We start from the raw sequence: 21402 nt of genomic DNA, 5'->3' as shown, positions 1-21402 counted from the left end.
TGAGTGAACGGGTGCGGCCGGTTCCCGGGGGCGTGGGGGTCGATTCCAGGGGGCAGTCAGGGGTCAGTGGATGATCCCGGTGCGCAGGGCCACGGCCACCATGCCGGCGCGGTCGCCGGTGCCCAGCTTGCGCGCGATCCGGGCCAGGTGGCTCTTCACGGTGAGGGCGGACAGGCCCATGGAGACACCGATCGCCTTGTTGGACTGGCCCTCCGCGACGAGTCGCAGGACCTCGACCTCGCGTCCGGACAGTTCGCGGTAGCCGCCCGGGTGGCTCGGGGCACCCGGGGGGCGGCGGTGCATGCGGGCGGTGGCACCGAGGGGAGTGGCACCGGGTCGGGTGGGGAGCCCGATGTTGGTGCGGGTGCCGGTGACGACGTAGCCCTTGACCCCGCCGGCCAGGGCGTTGCGGACGGCGCCGATGTCGTCGGCGGCGGAGAGCGCCAGACCGTTGGGCCAGCCGGCGGCGCGGGTCTCGGACAACAGGGTCAGGCCGGAGCCGTCGGGCAGGTGGACGTCGGCGACGCAGATGTCGCGGGGGTTGCCGATGCGGGGACGAGCCTCCGCGATGGACGAGGCTTCGATGACATCGCGCACACCGAGCGCCCACAGGTGGCGGGTGACGGTGGAGCGCACGCGCGGGTCGGCCACGACGACCATGGCGGTCGGCTTGTTCGGGCGGTAGGCGACCAGGCTTGCGGGTTGCTCTAGGAGAACGGACACCAGGCCTCCTGGGTGGGGGACGGGGCCGGCTTGTGGGGAGGTAGCCGGGACGAACCGTGCTTTCAAGGTCACAGTCGTCTTCGGCAGCAAACTCGTCCGCCTTTAGAGAATGATCACGATCTAGTGAGTAACAATCCGTGCAATTCGGACACGCGATCGATCATCCGAAGATCGAGTCGGTTCGTGCGGGTGCCATTCGAGTGCGGAAAGTGGCCGTATCGACAAAGAGATGGTCAATAAGGCGTTTCCCGGCACTCCGTCAACGGGACTGCGGGCCCCGCCGACGCTGCGGCAACGTCACCACCGAGGCGTCGCCCGGACCGGCCGGCGGCAGCCCCGCGACCTGGGCCAGCAGATCGCACCAGGACGCCAGGTGGGCCGCGGTGTCCGGCGCCCCGCCCAGGCCCTCGCGCGGCGTCCAGGAGGCGCGGATCTCGATCTGCGAGGCGGGCGGGCGCTCGGCCAGCCCGCCGAAGTAGTGCGAACCCGCGCGCGTGACCGTCCCGCTCGGCTCGCCGTAGCCGAGCCCCCGCGCCTGCAACGCCCCGGTCAGCCACGACCAGCACACCTCGGGCAGCAGCGGGTCGACCGCCATCTCCGGCTCCAGCTCCGCCCGCACCAGCGTCACCAGGCGGAACGTGCCCTGCCAGGCCTCGTGCCCGGCCGGGTCGTGCAGCAGCACCAGACGCCCGTCGGCCAGCTCCTGCTCGCCGTCGACCACCACCGCCTCCAGCGCGTACGCGAAAGGGGCCAGCCGCTGCGGGGCGGGTGTCGGCTCCACCTCGACCTGCGGGCGCAGCCGCGCGGACCGCAGCGCCTCCACCGCGCTCTGGAACGCCGGCGGCAGCCCACTGCCCCCTTGCCCCTCCGCGGTGTCCTCCGCGTCGTCCATTCCGTCAGCGCCGTCCGACAGTCGTCCCTGAGCCGCAGCCATGCGGGGAAGAGTAAGGGGAACGCGGCCTTCGTGCAGGCAGGACACCCCCTAAGGGCTGCGGCACTTCTCCGCTCCGGGGCGTGCGAGACTTGCCGTCGTGAGTGCCAACGGAAGCCCCACGGGCCAGCAGCCGACAGCCACCTACGACAGCGCATTCCTCCGGGCGTGCCGGCGCGAACCCGTGCCGCACACCCCCGTGTGGTTCATGCGTCAGGCCGGCCGCTCGCTGCCCGAGTACCGCAAGGTGCGCGAGGGCATCCCCATGCTCGAGTCCTGCATGCGGCCCGAGCTGGTCACCGAGATCACGCTCCAGCCGGTCCGCCGCCACGACGTGGACGCGGCGATCTACTTCAGCGACATCGTCGTCCCGCTCAAGGCCATCGGCATCGACCTCGACATCAAGCCCGGCGTCGGCCCGGTCGTCGAGCAGCCGATCCGCACCCGCGCCGACCTCGCCCGGCTGCGTGACCTCACCCCCGAGGACGTCCCCTACGTCACCGAGGCCATCGGTCTGCTCACCCGCGAGCTGGGACCGACCCCGCTGATCGGGTTCGCGGGAGCGCCGTTCACCCTCGCGAGCTATCTGGTCGAGGGCGGCCCGTCCCGGACGTACGAGAACGCCAAGGCGATGATGTACGGCGACCCCGAGCTGTGGGCCGACCTGCTGGACCGCCTCGCCGAGATCACGGCCGCCTTCCTGAAGGTGCAGATCGAGGCGGGCGCCAGCGCGGTCCAGCTGTTCGACTCCTGGGTCGGCTCGCTCGCCCCGGCCGACTACCGTCGCTCGGTCATGCCCGCCTCCGCGAAGGTCTTCGAGGCCGTCGCCGGCTACGGCGTCCCGCGCATCCACTTCGGCGTCGGCACCGGCGAGCTGCTGAAGCTCATGGGCGAGGCCGGGGCGGACGTCGTCGGCGTCGACTGGCGCGTCCCGCTGGACGAGGCCGTCCGCCGCGTCGGCCCCGGCAAGGCGCTCCAGGGCAACCTCGACCCGACCGTCCTGTTCACCGACAAGGACACCGTCGCGGCCAAGGCCCGCGAGGTCCTCGATGCGGCCTCCGGTCTGGAGGGCCACGTCTTCAACCTCGGCCACGGGGTCATGCCCAACACCGACCCGGACGCGCTGACCCGGCTCGTGGAGTACGTCCACACCGCCACCGCGCGCTGACTCACCACGTGTGGCGGGGCCGCGCCCGCCTGCCGAACAGCAGGCCGGGCGGCTCCGGCGGGGGCGGCGTGCCGGGTTTGAGCGGCCAGGCCAGCAGCATCCCCGCGACAAAGCCGACCACGTGGGCCGCGTACGCCACCGTTCCGGCGCCCGAGACGCCGTGGCCGGAGGAGTACACCGCCTGGAGCGCGAACCAGAAGCCCAGCACCAGCCAGGCGGGCAGCCGCAGCGGCAGGAAGACCAGGAACGGGACGAGGACCCAGACCCTGGCTCTCGGATACAGCACCAGATAGGCGCCGAGGACTCCGGCGATCGCGCCGGACGCGCCGATCAGCGGGTCGCCCGAGGAGGCGTTGAGCAGCGCGAAGCCGTACCCGGCAGCGTAGCCGCAGACGACGTAGAAGAGGAAGTAGCGGATGTGGCCCATCCGGTCCTCGACGTTGTTGCCGAAGATCAGCAGGAACAGCATGTTCCCGAGCAGGTGCAGCCAGCTGCCGTGCAGGAACATCGCCGTGAAGACCGACAGCGGCGGGGACTTGTGGTAGCCGGGCAGGGCCACGACACAGCCCGCGCCGTGCGGGCCCACGCCGACGTCGCCGGTCGGCACCAGCCCCGGCATCCGATGGTGGATCAGCTCCCTGGGGACCGCCGCGTAGTGCTCCGTGAAGGCCCTCAGATGGCACAGCTGCGCGAGATCGCCGCCGCCGGCCACGGAACCCGCTATGCCGGGCGTGGAGAGGAACACGAGCACGTTGGCGGCGATGAGCGCGTACGTCACCCAGGGGGTGCCGCGCACCGGGTTCACGTCATGGACGGGGATGACCACACAGAAGGTCTGCCCCCGCTGCGGCGCGCGAACCGGTGAACGCCGCAGGGCGGGCGTCCGTATCCCTGGTCAACCGACGTGAGGATCAGGCGATGACGAACGCTCCGCAGCTCCCGGCGATGCACGCCCTGCCCGATGGGGAGGCCGAGATCTCCTTGGTGGTGCGGCTCCCCTGGGAAGATGTCGCACGGCTCGGCCAGGAAGCCGGGCGACTCGCTTCGCAGATGCAGCGGCCTGTGACGCTGGACGAGGCGGTGAGTTACCGGCTGCGATCGACCCGGCCGACCGCGTCGCATGCGAAGCCGGCAGGTGAGCAGCCCGCGGCTGTGACGTCGAGTGCAGCGGTCACTTCATTGCCGCGGATCAGCGGGACGGCCTAGGCAGCCCGTACCTTCGCCGTCGCCTTCCGCGCCGCCACCAGGACCGGGTCCCACACCGGGGAGAAGGGCGGGGCGTAGCCCAGGTCCAGGGCCGTCATCTGTTCCACCGTCATCCCGGCGGTCAGCGCCACCGCAGCGATGTCCACCCGCTTCGCCGCGCCTTCGCGGCCCACGATCTGGACACCCAGCAGGCGTCCCGTGCGGCGCTCGGCGAGCATCTTGACCGTCATGGGGGAGGCGCCCGGGTAGTAGCCGGCGCGGCTGGTCGACTCGATGGTGACGCTCTCGTACTGGAGGCCCACCCGGCGGGCGTCCTTCTCGCGCAGGCCGGTCCGGGCGATCTCCAGGTCGCAGACCTTGCTGACCGCCGTGCCGACCACGCCCGGGAAGATGGCGTAGCCGCCGCCCACGTTGGTGCCGACGACCTGGCCGTGCTTGTTGGCGTGGGTGCCGAGCGGGACGTACTGCTCCTGGCCCGAGACCAGGTTCAGCACCTCGACGCAGTCGCCGCCCGCCCAGATGTTCTCGTGGCCGCGCACCCGCATCGCGAGGTCGGTGAGCAGGCCCCCGCGGGCGCCGAGGGGCAGGCCCGCGGCGCGCGCGAGCGTGGTCTCGGGGCGGACGCCGATGCCCAGGACCACCACGTCCGCCGGGAACTCCGCGTCCTCCGTGACGACCGCGCGGACCCGGCCGTCCTGACCGGTGAGCACCTTGGTGACCTCGGCGTCGTTCACCATGGTGATGCCGAGTCCCTCCATGGCCTCGTGCACCAGACGGCCCATGTCCGGGTCGAGCGTCGACATCGGCTCCTTGCCGCGGTTGACGACCGTCACCTCGAAGCCGCGGTTGATCAGCGCCTCGGCCATCTCCACGCCGATGTAGCCCGCCCCGACGACCACCGCCCTGCGGCCACGCGTTCCTGCCATCGTGTCGAGCAGGGCCTGGCCGTCGTCCAGGGTCTGCACGCCGTGCACACCGGGGGCGTCCGCGCCGGGCATGTCCGGGCGGACCGGGCGGGCGCCGGTGGCGATGACGAGCTTGTCGTACGGCGTCCACGACTCGGCGCCGGAATCGACGTCACGCGCGCGTACCCGCTGCCGGGCCACGTCGATCTCCGTCACCTCGGTGCGCAGCCGCAGATCGATCCCGCGCGCGCGGTGCTCGTCCGGGGTGCGCGCGATCAGCTGGTCGCGTTCGGGGACGTCCCCGCCCACCCAGTACGGGATGCCGCACGCCGAGAACGAGGTGAAGTGGCCGCGTTCGAAGGCCACGATCTCCAGCTCGTCCGGCCCCTTCAGCCGGCGCGCCTGGGACGCCGCGGACATGCCCGCGGCGTCACCGCCGATGACGACCAGTCGTTCCGTGCGTTCCGTTCCGCCCCGCCCAGCGCTCATGCTCATGTGAACACGCTACGGGGCGCGGCCATTTCAGTCCCGCTCGGACTGGGACAGCCGCGGGCGTACGACGCGCCGCCACACCAGCGCGAGCAGGGCCGCGAGCGCCGCGAACGGCAGGACGGCACCCAGGGCGAGGGCGATCCAGCGCAGCATGGTGACGAACACGTGCCAGCCGCCCGACAGGGCGTCCACGAAGCCCGGCGAGTCGTCCTTCGCCGCCGCCTTGCGCACCGGTGTCTCGGACAGCGACAGCGTGATGGTGGCCAGGCTCGTGCGGTCCTTCAGGGACGCCTGCTGGGCCAGCAGCGACTCCAGGTCGGCCTCACGGCTGCTCAACTCGCCCTCCAGGCTGACGACGTCGCTCAGCTTGTCCGCCCGGGCCATCAGCGCGCGGATCCGGGCCACGCTGGCCCGCTGTGACTTGACGCGGCTGTCCACGTCCACGACCTGGTCGGTGACGTCCACCGCCTTCGCGGTGCGTTCCACGAGCTTGCCGGTGCCCTGGAGAGAGGTGAGGACGGTGTCGTACTTCTCCGTGGGCACCCGCAGCACGACACGGGTGTGCTCGTGGCCCTCGGCGTCCCGGTCCGTCGTCTCGTCGCCGACGTAACCGCCCGCGCTCTCGGCGGTCGTGCGTGCCTCGTCCAGGGCCTTGGGCACGTCCTTGACCCGGATGGTCAGGGACGCGGTGCGGATGATGGCGTTCGGCGTGAGCTTCGGCGCCGTACGGGACTTCCCGCTGTGCGCCTCGGCGCCGTCCGCCGCGCCGTAGTCGCCGGCGCGCTGACCGCCGTTCTGCGCGATGCTGCCCGCGGCGGCCTTGTCGGCGGAGCCGCCGCCCGAGTCGCTCGCGCCGCTGCACCCGGCGAGCGCGAGAGAGGCGGCGAGCAGGACCCCGGCCAGGGCCGGGACGGGGCGTGCGGAACGTGGTCGGTGCGGGCGGTGTGCTGTGCGCATGGCTTTACCCCCGAGGATCGCCGGGCCGAGTGACGTCTCTTCGACGCCGGAGCCGTCCGGAACGTTGGCGGCCCGCGGTTCCGAAGCGGTCACGGTCCGGACTCGGCGCGGACACCGGGCCGGGACGGGAGTGTCAGTGGGGTCTGAGAGAGTGGGGACATGAGCGCAACGGGTACGAGCACGGGGCACGTCGTCGTCATCGGAGCCGGAATCGCCGGGCTGGCCGCCGCCCACCGGCTGCTGGGGCGCGGCGCGCGCGTGACCGTGCTGGAGGCGTCCGACCGGGTCGGCGGCAAGCTGCTGCCCGGCGAGATCGCGGGCGTCCGGGTCGACCTGGGCGCCGAGTCGATGCTCGCCCGCCGCCCCGAGGCGGTGTCCCTCGCCCGCGAGGCCGGCCTCGCCGCCCGGCTCCAGCCGCCGGCCACCGCGACCGCCTCGATCTGGACCCGCGACGCCCTGCGCCCCATGCCCAAGGGGCACGTCATGGGTGTCCCCGGCACCGCAGCCGCCCTGGCCGGGGTCCTGTCCGAGGAGGGCCTGGCCCGCATCGGGCGCGACGCCGAACTGCCCCGCACCGAGGTCGGCGACGACGTGGCGGTGGGCGAGTACGTGGCGGCCCGGCTCGGCCACGAGGTCGTCGACCGCCTGGTCGAGCCCCTGCTCGGCGGGGTGTACGCGGGCGACGCGTACCGCATCTCGATGCGCTCGGCCGTCCCGCAGCTGTTCCAGGCGGCCCGCACGCACGACTCCCTCACGGCGGCCGTCCGCGACATCCAGGCGAAGGCGGCGGCGAATCAGCAGACCGGGCCCGTGTTCATGGGCATCGAGGGCGGCGTGGGCACGCTGCCGCTCGCGGTCGCCGACTCGGTGCGGGCGCGCGGCGGCGAGATCCGCACCGGAACGCCGGTGACCGAGCTGCGCCGTGAGACGTCCGGCGGCTGGCGGATCGTCACCGGGCAGGAGACCCTGCGGGCCGACGCGGTGATCGTCGCGGTGCCCGCCCCGGCCGCCGCGCGCCTGCTGCGCGCCGAGTCCCCGGAGGCCGCCGCCGAGCTGAGCGGCGTCGAGTACGCCTCCATGGCCCTGATCACCCTCGCCTACCGCCGAGCCGACCTCGCCCTGCCCGAGGGCAGCGGCTTCCTGGTCCCGCCGGTCGACGGGCGCACGATCAAGGCGTCGACGTTCGCCTCCCAGAAGTGGGGCTGGATCGCCGACGAGGACCCGGACGTCGTCGTGCTGCGCACCTCGGTCGGGCGGTACGGCGAGACGGAGGTGCTCCAGCGCGAGGACGCCGACCTGGTCGCCGTCTCCCGGCACGACCTGCGCGAGGCGGTCGGCCTGGACGCCGTACCGCTGGAGACGCGCGTCGTCCGCTGGACCGACGGCCTGCCCCAGTACCCCGTCGGCCACCACGCGCGCGTGGCCCGTGTCCGCGAGCACGTCGCCAAGCTGCCCGGCCTCGCGGTGTGCGGCGCGCAGTACGACGGCGTCGGCATCCCCGCGTGCATCGCGAGCGCGTACGCCGCGGTGGACCAGCTCGGCGGTGACCTGCGCGGGGTCGAGGAGCTGACGGCCAACCCGGTGCAGAGTCTGCACGGCGGAGCGGGAGAATAGGGACCATGAGTGACGACGCCCCCACCACCGAGTCCGGCAGGATCCCGAACAAGGGCAAGCTGGCCAAGGACCTCAACGAGGTCATCCGCTACACCCTGTGGTCGGTCTTCAAGCTGAAGGACGTGCTGCCGGAGGACCGCGCGGGTTACGCCGACGAGGTCCAGGAGCTGTTCGACCAGCTCGCCGCCAAGGACGTGACGATCCGCGGCACCTACGACCTCTCCGGCCTGCGCGCCGACGCCGACCTCATGATCTGGTGGCACGCCGAGACCAGCGACCAGCTCCAGGAGGCGTACAACCTCTTCCGCCGCACGAAGCTCGGCCGCGCCCTGGAGCCCGTGTGGTCGAACATGGCGCTGCACCGCCCCGCCGAGTTCAACCGCTCGCACATCCCGGCGTTCCTCGCCGACGAGACGCCGCGCAACTACGTGAGCGTCTACCCCTTCGTGCGCTCCTACGACTGGTACCTGCTGCCCGAAGAGGACCGCCGCCGCATGCTCGCCGACCACGGCAAGATGGCCCGCGGCTACCCGGACGTGCGCGCCAACACGGTCGCCTCGTTCTCCCTCGGCGACTACGAATGGCTGCTGGCCTTCGAGGCCGACGAGCTGTACCGCATCGTCGACCTCATGCGCCACCTGCGCGCCTCCGAGGCCCGCATGCATGTCCGCGAGGAGGTCCCGTTCTTCACGGGCCGCAGGAAGGACATCGCGGAGCTGGTTGCCGGGCTCGCCTGACCGTTTGGCGGCGCGGCGGTGGGCCCTGAGCCAGATGGTCAGCCGCGGTCGGCCTTGCCTTTGAGGGCGTCCCGTGGGGACTGCTCCGTGGCATGGCCGACCGGGGCGTCCGGCTTCGGCTCCGGGCGGCCCGCGCAGGACGCGTGCCGTTCGGGGACCCGGCCCTCCAGCAGGTAGGCCTCCATGTGCGCGTTGACGCACTTGTTGGGGCCGCCCCCGATGCCGTGCGTGCCCGCGTCCCGCTCGGTCACCAGCACCGAGCCGGCCAGCCGCCGGTTCATCTCCAGCGCGCCCTCGTACGGCGCCGCCGCATCCCGGTCGGCCGCCAGGATCAGCACCGGCGGCAGCTCGCCCGGCCCGGTCCGCACGTCGAGCGGCTGCTGCCGGCGCGCCGGCCAGTAGGCGCACGGCAGGTTCATCCAGGCGTTGCCCCAGGTCTCGAACGGCGCCACCCGGGCGAGCCGCGTGTTGTCGCGGTCCCACACCTTCCAGTCCGTCGGCCAGGGCGCGTCGTTGCACTCGACGGCCGTGTAGACCGCGGCGCCGTTCTCCGCCTCGGCGGCCGTCTCCGGGCTCGGCGCGGCCAGCCGGATCAGCGGCTTCGCGTCGCCGTTCAGATAGGCCGACAGCGCGGCGGCCCGGCTCGGCCAGAAGTCGTCGTAGTACCCGGCGGTGAGGAACGCGTTCTGCAGCTGGCCCGGCCCGACCTTGCCGCCCGCCGCCTTCGCGGCCAGCCGCTGCCGCGCGGTGTCGTAGCTGCGCTGCACCTTCGCGGGCGAGGCGCCGAGCCCGTAGACGTCGTCGTGCCGGGCGATCCACGCGCGGAAGTCCGCCCAGCGGTCCTCGAACGCGGCCGACTGGTCGAGGTTTTCGCGGTACCAGATCTTCGCCGGGTCCGGGTTCACCGCCGCGTCCAGCACCATCCGCCGTACGTGCGAGGGGAACATGGCCGCGTACAGCGCCCCGAAGTAGGTGCCGTACGACGCCCCCATGAACGTCAGCCGGTCCTCGCCCAGGGCGGCCCGCAGGACGTCCAGGTCACGGGCGTTGTTCAGGGAGTTGTAGAACGCGAGCCTGCTCCCGGAGCGCCGGGCGCAGCCGCTCGCGTACGCCTTCGCCTGGGCGATGCGCTGCCGCTTGTACGCCTCCGAAGGGTGGTCGGGCGACTGGGTGGGCCCCTTGAGGAAACGCTTGGGGTCCACGCAGGACAGCGGGGCCGAACGGTCCACCCCACGCGGGGCGTAGCCGATCAGGTCGTAGGCGGCGGCGATCCGCTTCCACTCCGGCAGCGCGCCGATCAGCGGGAAGTACATGCCGGAGGCGCCGGGGCCGCCCGGGTTGTAGACGAGGGCGCCCTGCCGGGGCACCCTCCGCTTGCTGTTGCGCGGGTCCCGGTGCGTGGCCCGGACCCGGCTGACGGTCAGCTTGATCTTCTTCCCGTCGGGATGCGCGTAGTCCAGCGGGACGCTCACGGTGCCGCACTCCAGGCCGGCCGGCGCCTCCTGCCCGGCTTCGGTGGCGCACTTGCCGAAGCCGATGCCGGCCGCGCGGGCGTGGGCTGCGGCCACCGCGGTGCCGCGCAGCTCGGCCGCGCCCGGCGCACTCGGCGCACCGGGAACGCCTGGGGCGCTGCCCGCCGGGGCGGCGGCCAGGGTGGTGAGCAGCAAGGAACCGGCGGCCGAGTACAGGGCGGCAGCTCTCATCGCGTATCCCTTCGGTGCGCGGCGGCGATGGCACGGCTGCCATGGCCCGGCGACAACAAAAGGGATATTTCGTTCGGCCGGAGGGGAAGGCAAGTACCGTCCTGCCGGTGTCGGCGCCAATGCCCCCGATGCGCCCCCCGGCAGGCTCCTCACTCCCGCCAGGAATGCTCTCGACGGGGCGCGTCCCGGTGGGCGAAGGCCGCCCGAAGTTCTGGCTCGCCGACCGCACCGATGCCCCGTACGGCGACGCGCGTCAGGAACGAGCGGTCGTCGCCGTCACCGTCGCGGTACGGCCTGCGGGGCAGGGCGTCCAGCAGCCGCTGCCCGGCCGGGGAGGCCCAGCGCGAGTACGGATGCGCCTCTATGCGGGCCAGGACCAGACAGCTCAGGGAGAGCGTGAGGGGGAGGGCGAACCACAGGGCGATCAGGTAGCGCGGCGTCCCGGTCTGCACGGGCAGCAGCAGCGCGGCACCGCCCAGCGCGAGCACGGCCAGCGCGGCGGCGCGCGTCTGGCGCACCCCGGCCGCGACGGTCGTACCGGCGCCCTCGGGCACCGCGAGCCCGGAGCGCACCAGCCCGTCGGCGAGCCGGCGCACGGCCTCGGCGCCGGCGGCGGCCGTCCGGACCGGCGCGATCCGGGACTGCCCCTCGGGCCCGATCGCGCCTATGACGGACCGTTCCATCTCGTCGCGCCCACGCGGGTCCACCACCGTGGCCCAGCCGGTGTGCGCGAGCAGCAGCCGCCGCTGCCGTGCCATGGCGACCAGGGTCAGATCGGCGACCCGCGCGGGCCCGCCGGAGAGGAACGCCGCCTCGTACAGCGTCAGATCACGCTCCCGGGCCGCCGCGGTGACGTCCGCCTCCGCGGCTGCCGAACGAACGGCGGCCAGGCACAGCCGACTTGCCGCTGTGCCGACGAAAGCCCAGGCCATGAGCAGGAAGAGGACCCAGAACATGAGCTGTTTGTATGCCAGCGGCCAGGCAAACGCCATGCCTTGTTCAACATCCGGACAGAGTGTGGCCGATATGTGACGTTCCGCTTCCCGTGCAGGTCAGGGGCTGTACGCCGGGCTCGGTATGGGCGTGACCGGGGCCGCGGCGCTCGGGTCGACCTCCGGCGGGGTCGGCACCGGCGACGCGGACGTCGCCAAGTCCCGCGCCAGCGCGCCGAAGTCGACGTAGCCCGTCGCCTCCAGGATCTTGATGTGGTCCAGCACGGTCGCGTTGGCGTCGTCGGCGAGGTCACGGACCAGCGCGTTCTGGGTGGCGGCCCGGACTTGGGCGACCAGCGAGAACACCCGGCCGTGCGCGAGCCGCAGAATCCCCGTGAACTGCCGGTCGAAGTCCTGCCCTTGAGCCGAGCTCAAGGTGGCGAGCCACTGCGTCTGCTGCGCGTTGGGCTCGTTGGGCAGTGGCACGCCGAGCTGGGTGGCGACGGCCCGCGCGTGCGCGTCGAGCGAGGTGTGCCCGTCGACCAGGTGCTGCCCGGCCGTACGCACCGCCTGTGTGGTGCCCTTCTGCTGTGCCAACTCCCCGGCAGGCAGCTCCCAGAGCCCCGCCAGCCGCACCTTGGTGACGAAGTCCCGGTCCTGTGCGGACAAGGGCCCGTACGGAGTCGCCACGGTCTGCGCGCTCACCCCACTCGCGCTCTGCTGGTCGCCGTACGACCAGACCGGATAGAGCAGTGCGGCGGCGGTCGCCGACAGAGCCATGATGATGAGTCCGGTGCCGCTGAATATGCCTCGGCCGTTGACGGGGGGTCGCGGTCGCATGGTGCCTCCTGGTACGGCTGGGCATATTACTGGGCGGTTGCGCAGCTGCGGACAGTCGTGCCGCAGGGGCGGTGCCCACCCCCGCCCAGCCTCAGTGCCGTCCGCGCAGCAAGGCCCTCCGCGCCACCCGCGTAAGCCGCGACCGCGGCTTCGGTCCCGACCGGTCCAGCCACCACTCCCGTAGGGCTCGCTGAAGCGCCGCGTCCGCCGGCCGCCCGATCTTCAGCAAGTGCCCCGCGAAGTCCAGCGCATCCCGTCGGTACCCCCCGGTCATCGCCCGTTCGCGCGCGTACTCCAGGAAGGCCTCGCGATACCCCTCCCCGAGGATCGCCGGCAACTCGGGCGCGACCTTGGCCACCACGTCCGCCCGCTTCCCGGCCAGCGCCCTCGCCTGCACGCCCATCCGCACCCGGTCGAACCCCTCCGGCACCGGTGTTCCGGCCACCAGCGAGGAGAGAACGGCGGCCTGCGCGACGCCGAGGCGCTGGCGGGCGACCTCAGGCCGGGTGAGTACGGCGACGCCCCCGTTCCCGCTCGCCACGGCGACCGGGGCCGCAGCGCTCGTCGGCCGGTGCGCACCCCCCGCCCGGCCGGCCTCCACCGCCCCCCGGATCGCCTCCAACTCCCGCTCCAGCTCACCCGGTTCCGGAAAGTTCTCGTCCCGCTCCAGCAGAACGCCCGGCGGTGCCACCCGCCCGGCAAGGTCGCGCAGGATGTCGAGCACCGCCTGCGGCACAGGATGCGCATGGCTGTCGTGCCACACCCCGTCCCGCTCGAAGCCGCCCGCGACATGGACGTACGCGATCGCCTCCAGCGGCAGCGCGGCCAGCGCCTCGGCAGGGTCCTCGCCCCGGTTGACGTGGTTCGTGTGCAGGTTGGCCACGTCGATCAGCAGCCGTACCCCGGTCCGCTCCACCAGTTCCGCGAGGAACTGCCCCTCGGTCAGCTCCTCCCCGGGCCAGGAGAACAGCGCGGCGATGTTCTCGACGGCCAGCGGCACCGGCAGCGCCTCCTGCGCGATCCGCACGTTCTCGCACAGCACGTCCAGCGCGCCCCGGGTGCGCGGTACCGGCAGCAGGTGACCCGCCTCCAGCTGCGGGGACGCGGTGAGCGCGCCGCCCGCCCGGACGAACGCGATGTGCTCGGTGACCAGCGGCGCGCCGAGCACCTCCGCCCGCTCGGCGAGCGCGGCCAGCCGCCCCGCGTCGGGCCGGTCCGCCCCGCCGAGCCCGAGGGAGACACCGTGCGGGACGACGGTCACCCCGCGCTCGCGCAGCCGCAGCAGCGACTCGGGGAGGTGGCCGGGGCAGACGTTCTCCGCCACGACCTCCACCCAGTCGATGCCCGGCATGCGCTCCACGGCGTCCGCGAGCTCCGGCCGCCAGCCGATTCCCGTGCCCAGTCGCGGCATGGCTCGTCCCCCTCCTTCTCCGAGTGACGGGGGTATGGCCCCGCCGCGCGGCCCCGAACCCCCGCTCGGCCGCGTTCAGAGGAACATTTGAGGTTTACGCCCACTCCTGCGGACTCCGGCCCAGCAGCCGCAGCGCCTCCGTCAGCGGCCCGGACCCCCGCGGCACCTCCAGCGCCGGGGCGAAGGCGAAGCCCGGTCCGCGCCGGGCGGGGTCGGTCGGCACGAGCCGGGCCACGGCGAGCGCGGCGTCCAGCACGTGTTCCGGCAGCTCCAGGCCGACGCCGAGGGCCGCGGCGACGTCCCAGGAGTGCACCACGTAGTCGATGAAGTGGAAGCCGACCGCCATCCCGCCCGGAAAGCCTCCGCCCAGCTCCGGCAGCACGAACTCCCGCTCCGTCGCGCCCGGTTCGGCGAACGCCGAGAGCACGGCGGTGGCGGCGGCGCGGTGCACGCGGTCGGGCTCCCGCATGTCCTCCGGGTCCCGCCAGTGCGTCGCCTCCTGCCCGGCGCCGCGCGCAGCCGCGGCGAACCCGAGGTGCTGCGCGGTCATGTGCGCGACGAGCCGCCGCAGGTTCCACCCGGCGCACGGGGTGTCGCGCTCCCAGTCCTTCTCCTCGGCCAGCCCCACCACCCGCACGGCCTCGTGCACGGCGATCCGGTCGAGTTCCACGATGTCCGCTCCGGTCAGAGTCATGGGCCGAGTCTAAAACCGAGCGAACGATCGTGCTACTTGTTTTGGCCTGTACCGTCATGCCGCCGACTCCGCGCCCGTTCAAGGGACTTGGGGGATCCCCGTCCCGTCCGTCGCGACGCCCCGCAATCGCCCGGCGATGCCCGTCCGGGCCCTGCCGTACGCGGTCTCCTCCCCGTGCAGCACCGAGAGGGCGTTCGCGGTCTCCATCAACGCCACCAGTTCGAAGGCGAGTTGGCGGACATCCGTGTCGGCGCGCAGATCACCGGCCGTGCGGGCCTCGTCGATCGAGCGCTCCACGTAGGCCGACCAGCCCCGCTGGGCGCGGACCACGGCGTCGTGCACCGGCCCCGTCCGCGCGTCGAACTCCGCGATGACGCCGTAGAAGAAGCAGCCGCCCGGGAACACCCGGCCCCGCGAGTACTCCAGCCACAGCTCGCACAGCCGCCACAGGCGTCCGAGGCCGGCCGGGGTCTCCTCCGTGGGCCGGATCACCCGCTCGGTGAAGATCCGCGTGGCCTCGCGCACGGTGGCCAGTTGCAGCTCCTGCTTGGACCCGAAGAGCGCGAACACCCCGCTCTTGCTCAGCTCCAGCTCGGCGGCGAGCCGGCCGACGGTGAGCGCCTCGAGGCCCTCGACCGAGGCGATGTCCACGGTGCGGCGCAGCACCAACTTCCTTGTACGATTGCCTCGTTCGACTCTGCCGTCGATCTGCGTCATCCGGACGGACCTCCTACCGCAGGGCCGGATGGTCGGCGACGACCGTGCAGGAACCCGGAGTGATCTCCGTGAACCCCGCGTCCCGTACCAACGGCAGCCCGCTGCCCGTCAGTTCGGCCCAATCGGCGGGCCGGGCGGTGCGCACGGACAGTGGGAAGCCCGCCGCCCGCCAGGCGGTGCGCTCGGCCTCGGACAGTGCCCACCAGGCCAGTTGGGCCCCGTGTCCGGCCTGGGCCATCGACTTGCCGGCCGACATCTTCAGTTCCGGGTTGAGCCACAGCACGGGCTGTCCCGGATCGGCGGCGACGGGCGGCTCCGGGTCGTCCAGCTCGGTGCCCGACACCTGGAGCTTGGCCAGGTCCTTCGGCCAGGCGTCCAGCGGGACCGGCGGGAAGACCCGCACCTCGGCGGACTTGCCGTTCACCGTGATCCCGGGCAGCGCCTCGGCGCGCCGCCACTCGGCGCCCCGGGCCCGCCGTACGACCTTCCGGATCCGGGCGTCCTCCCAGGCGCGCACGGCCTCGGCCCACGCGCCGTCGCCGAGGGCGCGTTCGTCGCTGAGCAGGGTGAGCACGGAACGCGCGGCGGTCTCCAGCGCATCTGTACGGGCGGGCGGCGCGCCCCGCTCGATCCGCACGACGAGGGGCAGCACGAACTGGGGCGCCTCGTCGCGAGAGGTACGCCGGTCCTGGAAGGGGCTGTCACTGGAAGGACTGTCACTGGGGGAATTCGACACTGCGCTCACACCAGCCAACCCTACGGGTCCCGGAGCCGTGCCGATCAGCCGCTCCGGCCGGACGAAAATACCTGCATGCAACGTGATCTACGACTGGCCGGCGTCGGCCGCCGCTACGGCCTCCGCGGGCCCTGGGTCCTGCGTGGCGTCGATTTAACCGTCGCGCCCGGCACCCTCACCCGCATAGAAGGGGCGAACGGCACCGGCAAGTCCACCCTCCTCCGCCTCATAGCCCGCCTGGACGCCCCCACGGAGGGCCGCGTCACGGGCCGACCCCGCACGGCCTACGTCCCCGAGCGGTTCCCCTCCGCGCTGCCCTTCACTCCCCTCGGCTATCTCACCCACCTCGGCACGGTGCACGGACTGGCCCGCCGGAACGCGGAGCGCCTCGCGGGCGACTGGCTGGAGCGCTTCGGCGCCGCCGCCTACGCCGGCACCCCCATGGCCCGCCTGTCCAAGGGCAGCAGCCAGAAGGTCGCGGTGGCCCAGGCGCTGCTCGCCGCGCCGGAGCTGCTGGTGCTGGACGAGGCATGGACCGGCCTGGACGAGGGCGCGCGGGCCGAGCTGGAGCGGGCGGTGGCCGAGCGGACCGCCGACGGGGGCGCCGTCGTCTTCGTGGACCACGACCCGCGCCGCCTGGCCGGGGTGCCCGACGTCATGTACGCCGTCGCCGACGGGACCCTCGACCGCCGTACGGAATCGGGGAGTTCAGCCGGCCTCGGTCCGCACGCCCGGGTCGTCGCGCAGGGTCCGGCGGGCGGACGGCTGCCCGCCGACGCCGCCCGAGCGGTCACCTCGGCCGAGGAGACCACCTCCGGCACCTGGCACCTCACCGTCCCCGCCTCTCACTCGGACGTCCTGCTGCGCGCCCTGCTCACGGCCCGCCCGCCCTGGCACGTGGTGGCCGTCGCACCCGCCGGCCCCACCCCCACCCCTATCTCCAACTCCACCCCCACCCCCATCTCCACCTCCAACTCCACCCCCCTCGACCCCGAAAGCCGTCCATGACCGCACTCCTGCGCTACCAGGCCGATCTGCTGCTGCGCTCCCAGCGCTGGCTGCCCCCGGTGCTCCTCTACGCCGCCTTCCTGGCGGTGGGCGTCCAGAGCGGCCAGCCGGTCCTCGACTCGCTCGGCTACACCGCCGCCGGGCTGCTGCCGGTGGCCGCCTGGCTGGTGCGGATCTGCGTCACCGGCGAACCGCCCGCGGCGCGCGCCTGCGTCGCCGCGGCGCGCGGCCCCGCCCGTGCCCACCTGGCCTGCCTGCTGACGGCGCTGATCACCGCGGCGTTGCTCGGCGTGGCGGCGACGCTCGTCGTGACCCTGATCAGCGACCCGGCGAGCAACGGCCACCGCGCGCACGTCCCGCCGCTCTCCGCCTGCGCCGCCGGGCTGCTCGCCACCCTCGCCTGCGCGCTGCTCGGCTCCGCTGTCGGCGCGCTCACCCACCCGCCGCTGCTGCGCTCCACCGGCCGCGCGGTGCCCGCGATGCTGCTGGCCGCGCTGCTGTCGGTGGTGGTCGCGGGCTCCCCGGCGCAGGCCGCGGTCAGCGGCCTGGTCACCGGCTCGCAGTCCGGCCGGGTGCCGGTGCCGCTGCTGCCGCTGGCCGGGGCGGCGCTGTTCACCGCCGCGGCCTTCGCGGCGGCCGGCGCCCTCACCGCCCGGCGGTCACCCTGAACAGCCGGTCACCGGTGGCCGCCGGTCTCGCCGATCAGCTCGGAGACCTTCACGAACCGGTAGCCCCGCTTGCGCAGCTCCGGCACGATCGTGCGGACGACCTCCGGGGTGGTCGGGGCGGCGCTGTGGGTGCAGTGCATGACGACGACCGAGCCCGGCTTCACCCCGCCCAGCACCTGCCGGGCCACCGCGTCGGCGTCGGTGGCGAACGCGTCGCCGCTCACCACGTCCCACTGCACCGCGGTGACCCCGAGCCCGCTGAGCGCGCGCAGCGCCTGCCGGTCGTAACAGCCGCCGGGGAAGCGAAAGTACGGCATCGGGTTCGGCACGCCCGCCTTGCGCAGGGAGGCGTACGCCCGCTCGACGTCCGTCCGCATCCGGTCCGCGGAGACCCTCGGCAGGCCGTAGCAGTCGGCGGTGAACGCGTAGTGGCTGTAGGAGTGGTTGGCGATCTCGAACTGCGGGTCGTGGCCGAGGCTGCGGGCCTCGATCGGGTACTGGTCGGCCCACCGGCCGGTCATGAAGATCGTCGCCGGGACCTTCAGCGTGTGCAGGGCGCCGATGAGGTCCGGGTTGTCGAAGTGCTCGCCGGCCGCGGCTCGCCGGCCCTGGTCGGCGGTCATGTCGGCGTCGAAGGTCAGCGCCACGGTCTTGCCCCGGTTGCGCGGGCCGTGCTCGAACACCGGGGTCTGACCGCCCGGTCCCGGAGCCAGGACCGGAGGCCGCGCGGCGGACGGGGACGCGGAGACGGGGGACCTGGCCGGGCCCGGCCGGGTGCTGCCCGGGGTGCCCGCGGCGCCGCAGGCGGCGAGAGCCGCGCCCAGGGCGCAGACGGCGGCGATACGGCGTACTAGTGGGATCATCCTACGAACGTAGGACTGAGTATCCCTTTGTGTGGCGATATGTCCGGTGGCGCGTCGTACGGTCACCCGCGCGGCGGCAGCGGCCCCAGGAGCCCTGTCGGTCGCCCCGGGCCTGTCGGCCGCCCCCGGCCTATCGGCCGTAGCGCCCGGTCAGTGTTCCGGTCGCGAGGGTGTGGCCGGACAGGGACCGCAGGAGGTCGGCGGGGGTGGCGTCCGCAGCGAGGGGCGGGCGGCGGTCGGTGGCGTACACCGTGAGGACGTAGCGGTGCGGGCGGTCGCCGTGCGGCGGGCAGGGGCCGTCGTAGCCCGTCTTGCTGAAACTGTTGGGGCCCTCCATCGAGCCCTTGGGGTGCTCTCCGGTGTACAGGTGCGTGCTGTGCGGGTCGACGTCCCAGGCCAGCCAGTGCGTGAAGGTGCCGTGCGGGGCGTCCGGGTCCTGGAGCAGCAGGGCCAGGGAGACCGTGCCCGCGGGGACGCCGGAGAAGGCGAGTGGGGGAGAGACGTCCGCGCCGTCGCACGTGTAGCGGCGCGGGATCGTGCCGCCGTCGGGGTAGGCGGGGCTCGTCACGGCGATCCGGTGGGCGGCGGTGGGGGAGGGCGCGGACGCCGAGCCGCCGTCCCCGCCCGTACCGCACCCGGACACGGCGGCCAGCGCGACCGCGATCACCACTGCTCCTCTGCCGCTGCGCATGCGCTGCCCGTCAGCCCGGGGGCTGCTCGCGCCCGTCGTCCGGCGCGGGCTGCTCCTGACCTTCCGTTACGGCCTGCTGGGGACTGTCCGGCGCGGGCTGCTGGTGGCCGTCGGGCGCGGGCTGCTGGTGACCCCTCTCCAGGAAGTGCAGCAGCTCCACCGGGATGGGCAGGACCAGCGTGGAGTTCTTCTCGGCCGACACCGCCATCACCGTCTGCAACAGCCGCAGCTGGAGCGCGGCCGGTGTGTCGGCCATCTGCTGGGCGGCCTCGGCGAGCTTCTTCGAGGCCTGCAGCTCGGCGTCCGCGTTGATGATCCGGGCCCGGCGCTCCCGGTCGGCCTCGGCCTGCCGGGCCATGGACCGCTTCATCGTGTCCGGCAGCGACACGTCCTTGATCTCCACCCGGTCGACCTGGATGCCCCAGCCCACCGCCGGGCTGTCGATCATCAGCTCCAGGCCCTGGTTGAGCTTCTCGCGGTTGGACAGCAGGTCGTCCAGGTCGCTCTTGCCGATGATCGACCGCAGCGAGGTCTGCGCCATCTGCGAGACGGCGAACTTGTAGTCCTCGACCTTCACCAGCGCGCTCGCCGCGTCGATCACCCGGAAGTAGACCACCGCGTCCACGCGCACGGTGACGTTGTCGCGGGTGATGCCCTCCTGGGCGGGGATCGGCATCGTCACGATCTGCATGTTGACTTTGTACAGCCGGTCCACGAACGGGATGATCAGCGTCAGCCCGGGCGTGCGTGCCTCGCCCGCGAGCCGGCCGAGGCGGAACAGGACGCCCCGCTCGTACTGCTTGACGACCCGCGCCGCCATCGCCAGGTACACCACGCCGACGGAACCCGCCGCCGCGGCGGCGCCCAGCAGCTCCTGGAGCATGACGACCTCCTCACCGAGAGGTCTGCTTTTGTTCGCTGGTGTCAACGATAGGACGGGCCCGGGGTGTAAGCCATGGGCGCGCGCCGGGCCCGGGATCATGGCCGTACCAGTTCTCCAGTGCCGTGCGGCACGCGTGGTCCAGATGGTGGAGGCCGGACAGGTCGAGGCGGACCGGGCGGTCCTCGGGCAGGGACTCCAGGCTGTCGAGGATCTTCGGCAGGCGCAGGAAGGTCGCGTTGCCGGACAGGTGCGCCTCGATCGGGCCCGCGCCCTTGTCGACCACCTCCAGCCGGACGTGCGAAGCCTCCCAGGCCGCCTTGGCGACCGCCAGCGCCAGGCCGATCACCACCCCCTCGAACATGCCGACCGCCACGATCGACACGGCCGTGGCCGCGAGGACCAGTGCCTCGCCCCGGTGCTCGCGCCACAGCGCGGCCAGCGCCCGGACCGGGAGGAGCTTGGCGCCCGAGTGGATGAGGACGCCCGCGAGGGCCGGGACCGGGATGTGGGCGAGCGCGTCCGGCAGCAGGGCCGCGAAGAGCAGCAGCCAGACGCCGTGCAGCACCCGGGACGCCTTCGTACGGGCGCCCGCCTGGACGTTGGCCGCGCTGCGCACGATCACCGCGGTCATCGGCAGCGCGCCGAGCAGCCCGCACACCGTGTTGCCCATGCCCTGGGCGACCAGCTCCTTGTTGTACTCGGTGCGCGGCCCGTGGTGCAGCCGGTCCACGGCAGCCGCGCTGAACAGCGACTCCGCGGACGCGATCAGCGTGAACGCGACGACCGTGCCGAGCGCCCCGAGCCCGGCCAGCTCGCCGAACGCGCTCAGGGGCGGCGGCTGGACGGAGTCCAGCAGCCCCTTCACCTCGACGGTGGCCACCGGCAGGTCGAGCACCAGCACGGCCACCGTGGCGAGGCCGACCGCGGCGAGCGGACCGGGCACCGTACGCACCCGCGTCGGCGCGAGCTTCCACAGCACCAGCACCGCGATCGTGCCCGCGCACAGGGCGAGCGAGGCGAGCGCCCCGCCGTCGCCGGGGGCGTCGAGGAACGCCCCCGGCAGCCCGGCGATCTTGCCCAGTGCCGAGTCGGGGGCCTTGGCCGCCAGGGCCGGGTACAGCTGTCCGGCGATCAGGACCAGGCCGATTCCGGCCAGCATGCCCTCCACGACCGAGACCGAGATGGCCCGGAAGTAGCGGCCCACCTTCAGCGTGCCCATCAGGAGCTGGAGCAGGCCGGAGGTGAGCACGATGGCGCCGAGCACCGGCAGCCCGAACTCCTTGACCGCCTCGAGGACGAGCACGGTCAGTCCCGCGGCCGGCCCCGACACCTGGAGGCTGCTGCCGCGCATCAGCCCGGTGACGAGGCCGCCCACGATGCCGGTGACCAGGCCGAGTTCGGCCGGCACCCCGGAGGCGACGGCCACCCCCACGCACAACGGGAGCGCGACCAGGAAGACGACGAGAGAGGCGGTGAAGTCCTGTCTCAGTTGGGGGAAACGGGATATGAGCGTGCTGTTCACC

At 73.2% G+C, this 21402-nt stretch carries 22 protein-coding genes; 6 read left to right on the top strand and 16 right to left on the bottom strand.

All coding sequences use genetic code 11. From position 1 onward, the window contains the following. Positions 1 to 63: 63 nt before the first annotated feature. Together ACWD35_RS01260 and ACWD35_RS01255 are read right to left on the bottom strand one after the other, a co-directional pair. The gene (locus ACWD35_RS01260; RefSeq protein WP_451349038.1) at positions 64 to 723 is read right to left on the bottom strand and encodes a LuxR C-terminal-related transcriptional regulator; all 660 of its coding nucleotides are present in this window, start codon (positions 721 to 723) and stop codon (positions 64 to 66) included. A 259-nt stretch (positions 724 to 982) separates the two neighbouring features. Beyond that, on the bottom strand, positions 983 to 1657 hold the full coding sequence (locus tag ACWD35_RS01255) for a DUF3000 domain-containing protein (RefSeq protein ID WP_451349037.1): 675 nt from the start codon (positions 1655 to 1657) through the stop codon (positions 983 to 985). A 97-nt stretch (positions 1658 to 1754) separates the two neighbouring features. Here ACWD35_RS01255 and hemE point away from each other — a divergent pair, with 97 nt between their 5' ends. Next, positions 1755 to 2822: a uroporphyrinogen decarboxylase gene (gene hemE, locus ACWD35_RS01250; RefSeq protein WP_451349036.1), complete on the top strand. Its 1068-nt coding sequence runs from the start codon at positions 1755 to 1757 to the stop codon at positions 2820 to 2822. A gap of 1 nt (position 2823) precedes the next feature. Here the strand turns inward: hemE and ACWD35_RS01245 are convergent, their stop codons facing one another. Further along, the gene (locus tag ACWD35_RS01245; RefSeq protein ID WP_451349035.1) at positions 2824 to 3648 is read right to left on the bottom strand and encodes a rhomboid family intramembrane serine protease; all 825 of its coding nucleotides are present in this window, start codon (positions 3646 to 3648) and stop codon (positions 2824 to 2826) included. Between the two features lie 92 nt (positions 3649 to 3740). On the opposite strand from ACWD35_RS01245, the gene ACWD35_RS01240 reads away from it, so the two are divergent. Next, entirely contained in the window at positions 3741 to 4028 is a 288-nt protein-coding gene (locus ACWD35_RS01240) for a hypothetical protein (RefSeq protein WP_451349034.1), read from the top strand. On the opposite strand, the gene ACWD35_RS01235 is transcribed toward ACWD35_RS01240, so the two are convergent. Next, a complete protein-coding gene (locus ACWD35_RS01235; RefSeq protein WP_451349033.1) occupies positions 4025 to 5428 on the bottom strand; it encodes an FAD-dependent oxidoreductase in 1404 nt (467 codons plus the stop codon). The two genes, ACWD35_RS01240 and ACWD35_RS01235, sit on opposite strands and share 4 nt — an antisense overlap. 27 nt (positions 5429 to 5455) lie before the next feature. Further along, on the bottom strand, positions 5456 to 6382 hold the full coding sequence (locus ACWD35_RS01230; protein ID WP_451349313.1) for a DUF4349 domain-containing protein: 927 nt from the start codon (positions 6380 to 6382) through the stop codon (positions 5456 to 5458). A 159-nt stretch (positions 6383 to 6541) separates the two neighbouring features. Between ACWD35_RS01230 and hemG the strand changes: the two genes are divergently transcribed. After that, entirely contained in the window at positions 6542 to 7996 is a 1455-nt protein-coding gene (hemG, locus tag ACWD35_RS01225) for a protoporphyrinogen oxidase (protein WP_451349032.1), read from the top strand. Positions 7997 to 8001: 5 nt separating this feature from the next. Further along, positions 8002 to 8733, top strand: a complete 732-nt coding sequence (hemQ, locus tag ACWD35_RS01220; protein WP_451349031.1) for a hydrogen peroxide-dependent heme synthase — start codon at positions 8002 to 8004, stop codon at positions 8731 to 8733. A 38-nt stretch (positions 8734 to 8771) separates the two neighbouring features. Here the strand turns inward: hemQ and ACWD35_RS01215 are convergent, their stop codons facing one another. The 7 genes from ACWD35_RS01215 to ACWD35_RS01185 all read right to left on the bottom strand — a co-directional run bounded on the left by ACWD35_RS01215 (position 8772) and on the right by ACWD35_RS01185 (position 15775). After that, the gene (locus ACWD35_RS01215; protein WP_451349030.1) at positions 8772 to 10436 is read right to left on the bottom strand and encodes an alpha/beta hydrolase; all 1665 of its coding nucleotides are present in this window, start codon (positions 10434 to 10436) and stop codon (positions 8772 to 8774) included. 149 nt (positions 10437 to 10585) lie between these two features. Continuing rightward, on the bottom strand, positions 10586 to 11392 hold the full coding sequence (locus ACWD35_RS01210) for a TIGR04222 domain-containing membrane protein (RefSeq protein WP_451349029.1): 807 nt from the start codon (positions 11390 to 11392) through the stop codon (positions 10586 to 10588). 96 nt (positions 11393 to 11488) lie between these two features. Next, positions 11489 to 12208, bottom strand: coding sequence for a DUF4142 domain-containing protein (locus ACWD35_RS01205; RefSeq protein ID WP_451349028.1), 720 nt, complete (start codon positions 12206 to 12208; stop codon positions 11489 to 11491). Between the two features lie 91 nt (positions 12209 to 12299). Next, a complete protein-coding gene (locus tag ACWD35_RS01200) occupies positions 12300 to 13619 on the bottom strand; it encodes a DUF692 domain-containing protein (RefSeq protein WP_451349027.1) in 1320 nt (439 codons plus the stop codon). Positions 13620 to 13713: 94 nt separating this feature from the next. Continuing rightward, complete coding sequence (locus tag ACWD35_RS01195; protein ID WP_451349026.1) at positions 13714 to 14313, bottom strand: TIGR03086 family metal-binding protein; 600 nt, start codon at positions 14311 to 14313, stop codon at positions 13714 to 13716. 78 nt (positions 14314 to 14391) lie between these two features. Then, positions 14392 to 15030 (bottom strand): TetR/AcrR family transcriptional regulator, encoded by a 639-nt coding sequence (locus tag ACWD35_RS01190; protein WP_451349025.1) that lies wholly within the window; start codon positions 15028 to 15030, stop codon positions 14392 to 14394. 13 nt (positions 15031 to 15043) lie between these two features. Further along, on the bottom strand, positions 15044 to 15775 hold the full coding sequence (locus ACWD35_RS01185; protein ID WP_451349024.1) for a peptidyl-tRNA hydrolase: 732 nt from the start codon (positions 15773 to 15775) through the stop codon (positions 15044 to 15046). A gap of 66 nt (positions 15776 to 15841) precedes the next feature. Between ACWD35_RS01185 and ACWD35_RS01180 the strand changes: the two genes are divergently transcribed. Beyond that, positions 15842 to 16774 carry an ABC transporter ATP-binding protein gene (locus tag ACWD35_RS01180; RefSeq protein ID WP_451349023.1) on the top strand — a complete coding sequence of 311 codons (933 nt, stop codon included), beginning with the start codon at positions 15842 to 15844 and terminating at the stop codon, positions 16772 to 16774. Next, positions 16771 to 17442, top strand: coding sequence for an ABC transporter (locus ACWD35_RS01175; RefSeq protein WP_451349022.1), 672 nt, complete (start codon positions 16771 to 16773; stop codon positions 17440 to 17442). Before ACWD35_RS01180 ends, ACWD35_RS01175 begins: the two co-directional genes overlap by 4 nt. 8 nt (positions 17443 to 17450) lie before the next feature. Here ACWD35_RS01175 and ACWD35_RS01170 read toward each other — a convergent pair whose 3' ends face one another. The 4 genes from ACWD35_RS01170 to ACWD35_RS01155 all read right to left on the bottom strand — a co-directional run bounded on the left by ACWD35_RS01170 (position 17451) and on the right by ACWD35_RS01155 (position 21401). Further along, positions 17451 to 18305, bottom strand: a complete 855-nt coding sequence (locus ACWD35_RS01170) for a polysaccharide deacetylase family protein (protein ID WP_451349021.1) — start codon at positions 18303 to 18305, stop codon at positions 17451 to 17453. Positions 18306 to 18435: 130 nt separating this feature from the next. Continuing rightward, on the bottom strand, positions 18436 to 18972 hold the full coding sequence (locus ACWD35_RS01165; RefSeq protein WP_451349020.1) for a YbhB/YbcL family Raf kinase inhibitor-like protein: 537 nt from the start codon (positions 18970 to 18972) through the stop codon (positions 18436 to 18438). 34 nt (positions 18973 to 19006) lie between these two features. Beyond that, entirely contained in the window at positions 19007 to 19879 is an 873-nt protein-coding gene (locus tag ACWD35_RS01160; RefSeq protein WP_451349019.1) for a slipin family protein, read from the bottom strand. Between the two features lie 10 nt (positions 19880 to 19889). Continuing rightward, the gene (locus ACWD35_RS01155) at positions 19890 to 21401 is read right to left on the bottom strand and encodes a SulP family inorganic anion transporter (RefSeq protein ID WP_451349018.1); all 1512 of its coding nucleotides are present in this window, start codon (positions 21399 to 21401) and stop codon (positions 19890 to 19892) included. Position 21402 lies beyond the last annotated feature (1 nt).

Source organism: Streptomyces sp. NPDC002671, assembly GCF_053592475.1.
The sequence above is the reverse complement of the archived record's forward strand: the minus strand, read 5'-3'. Positions and strand labels throughout refer to the sequence as shown.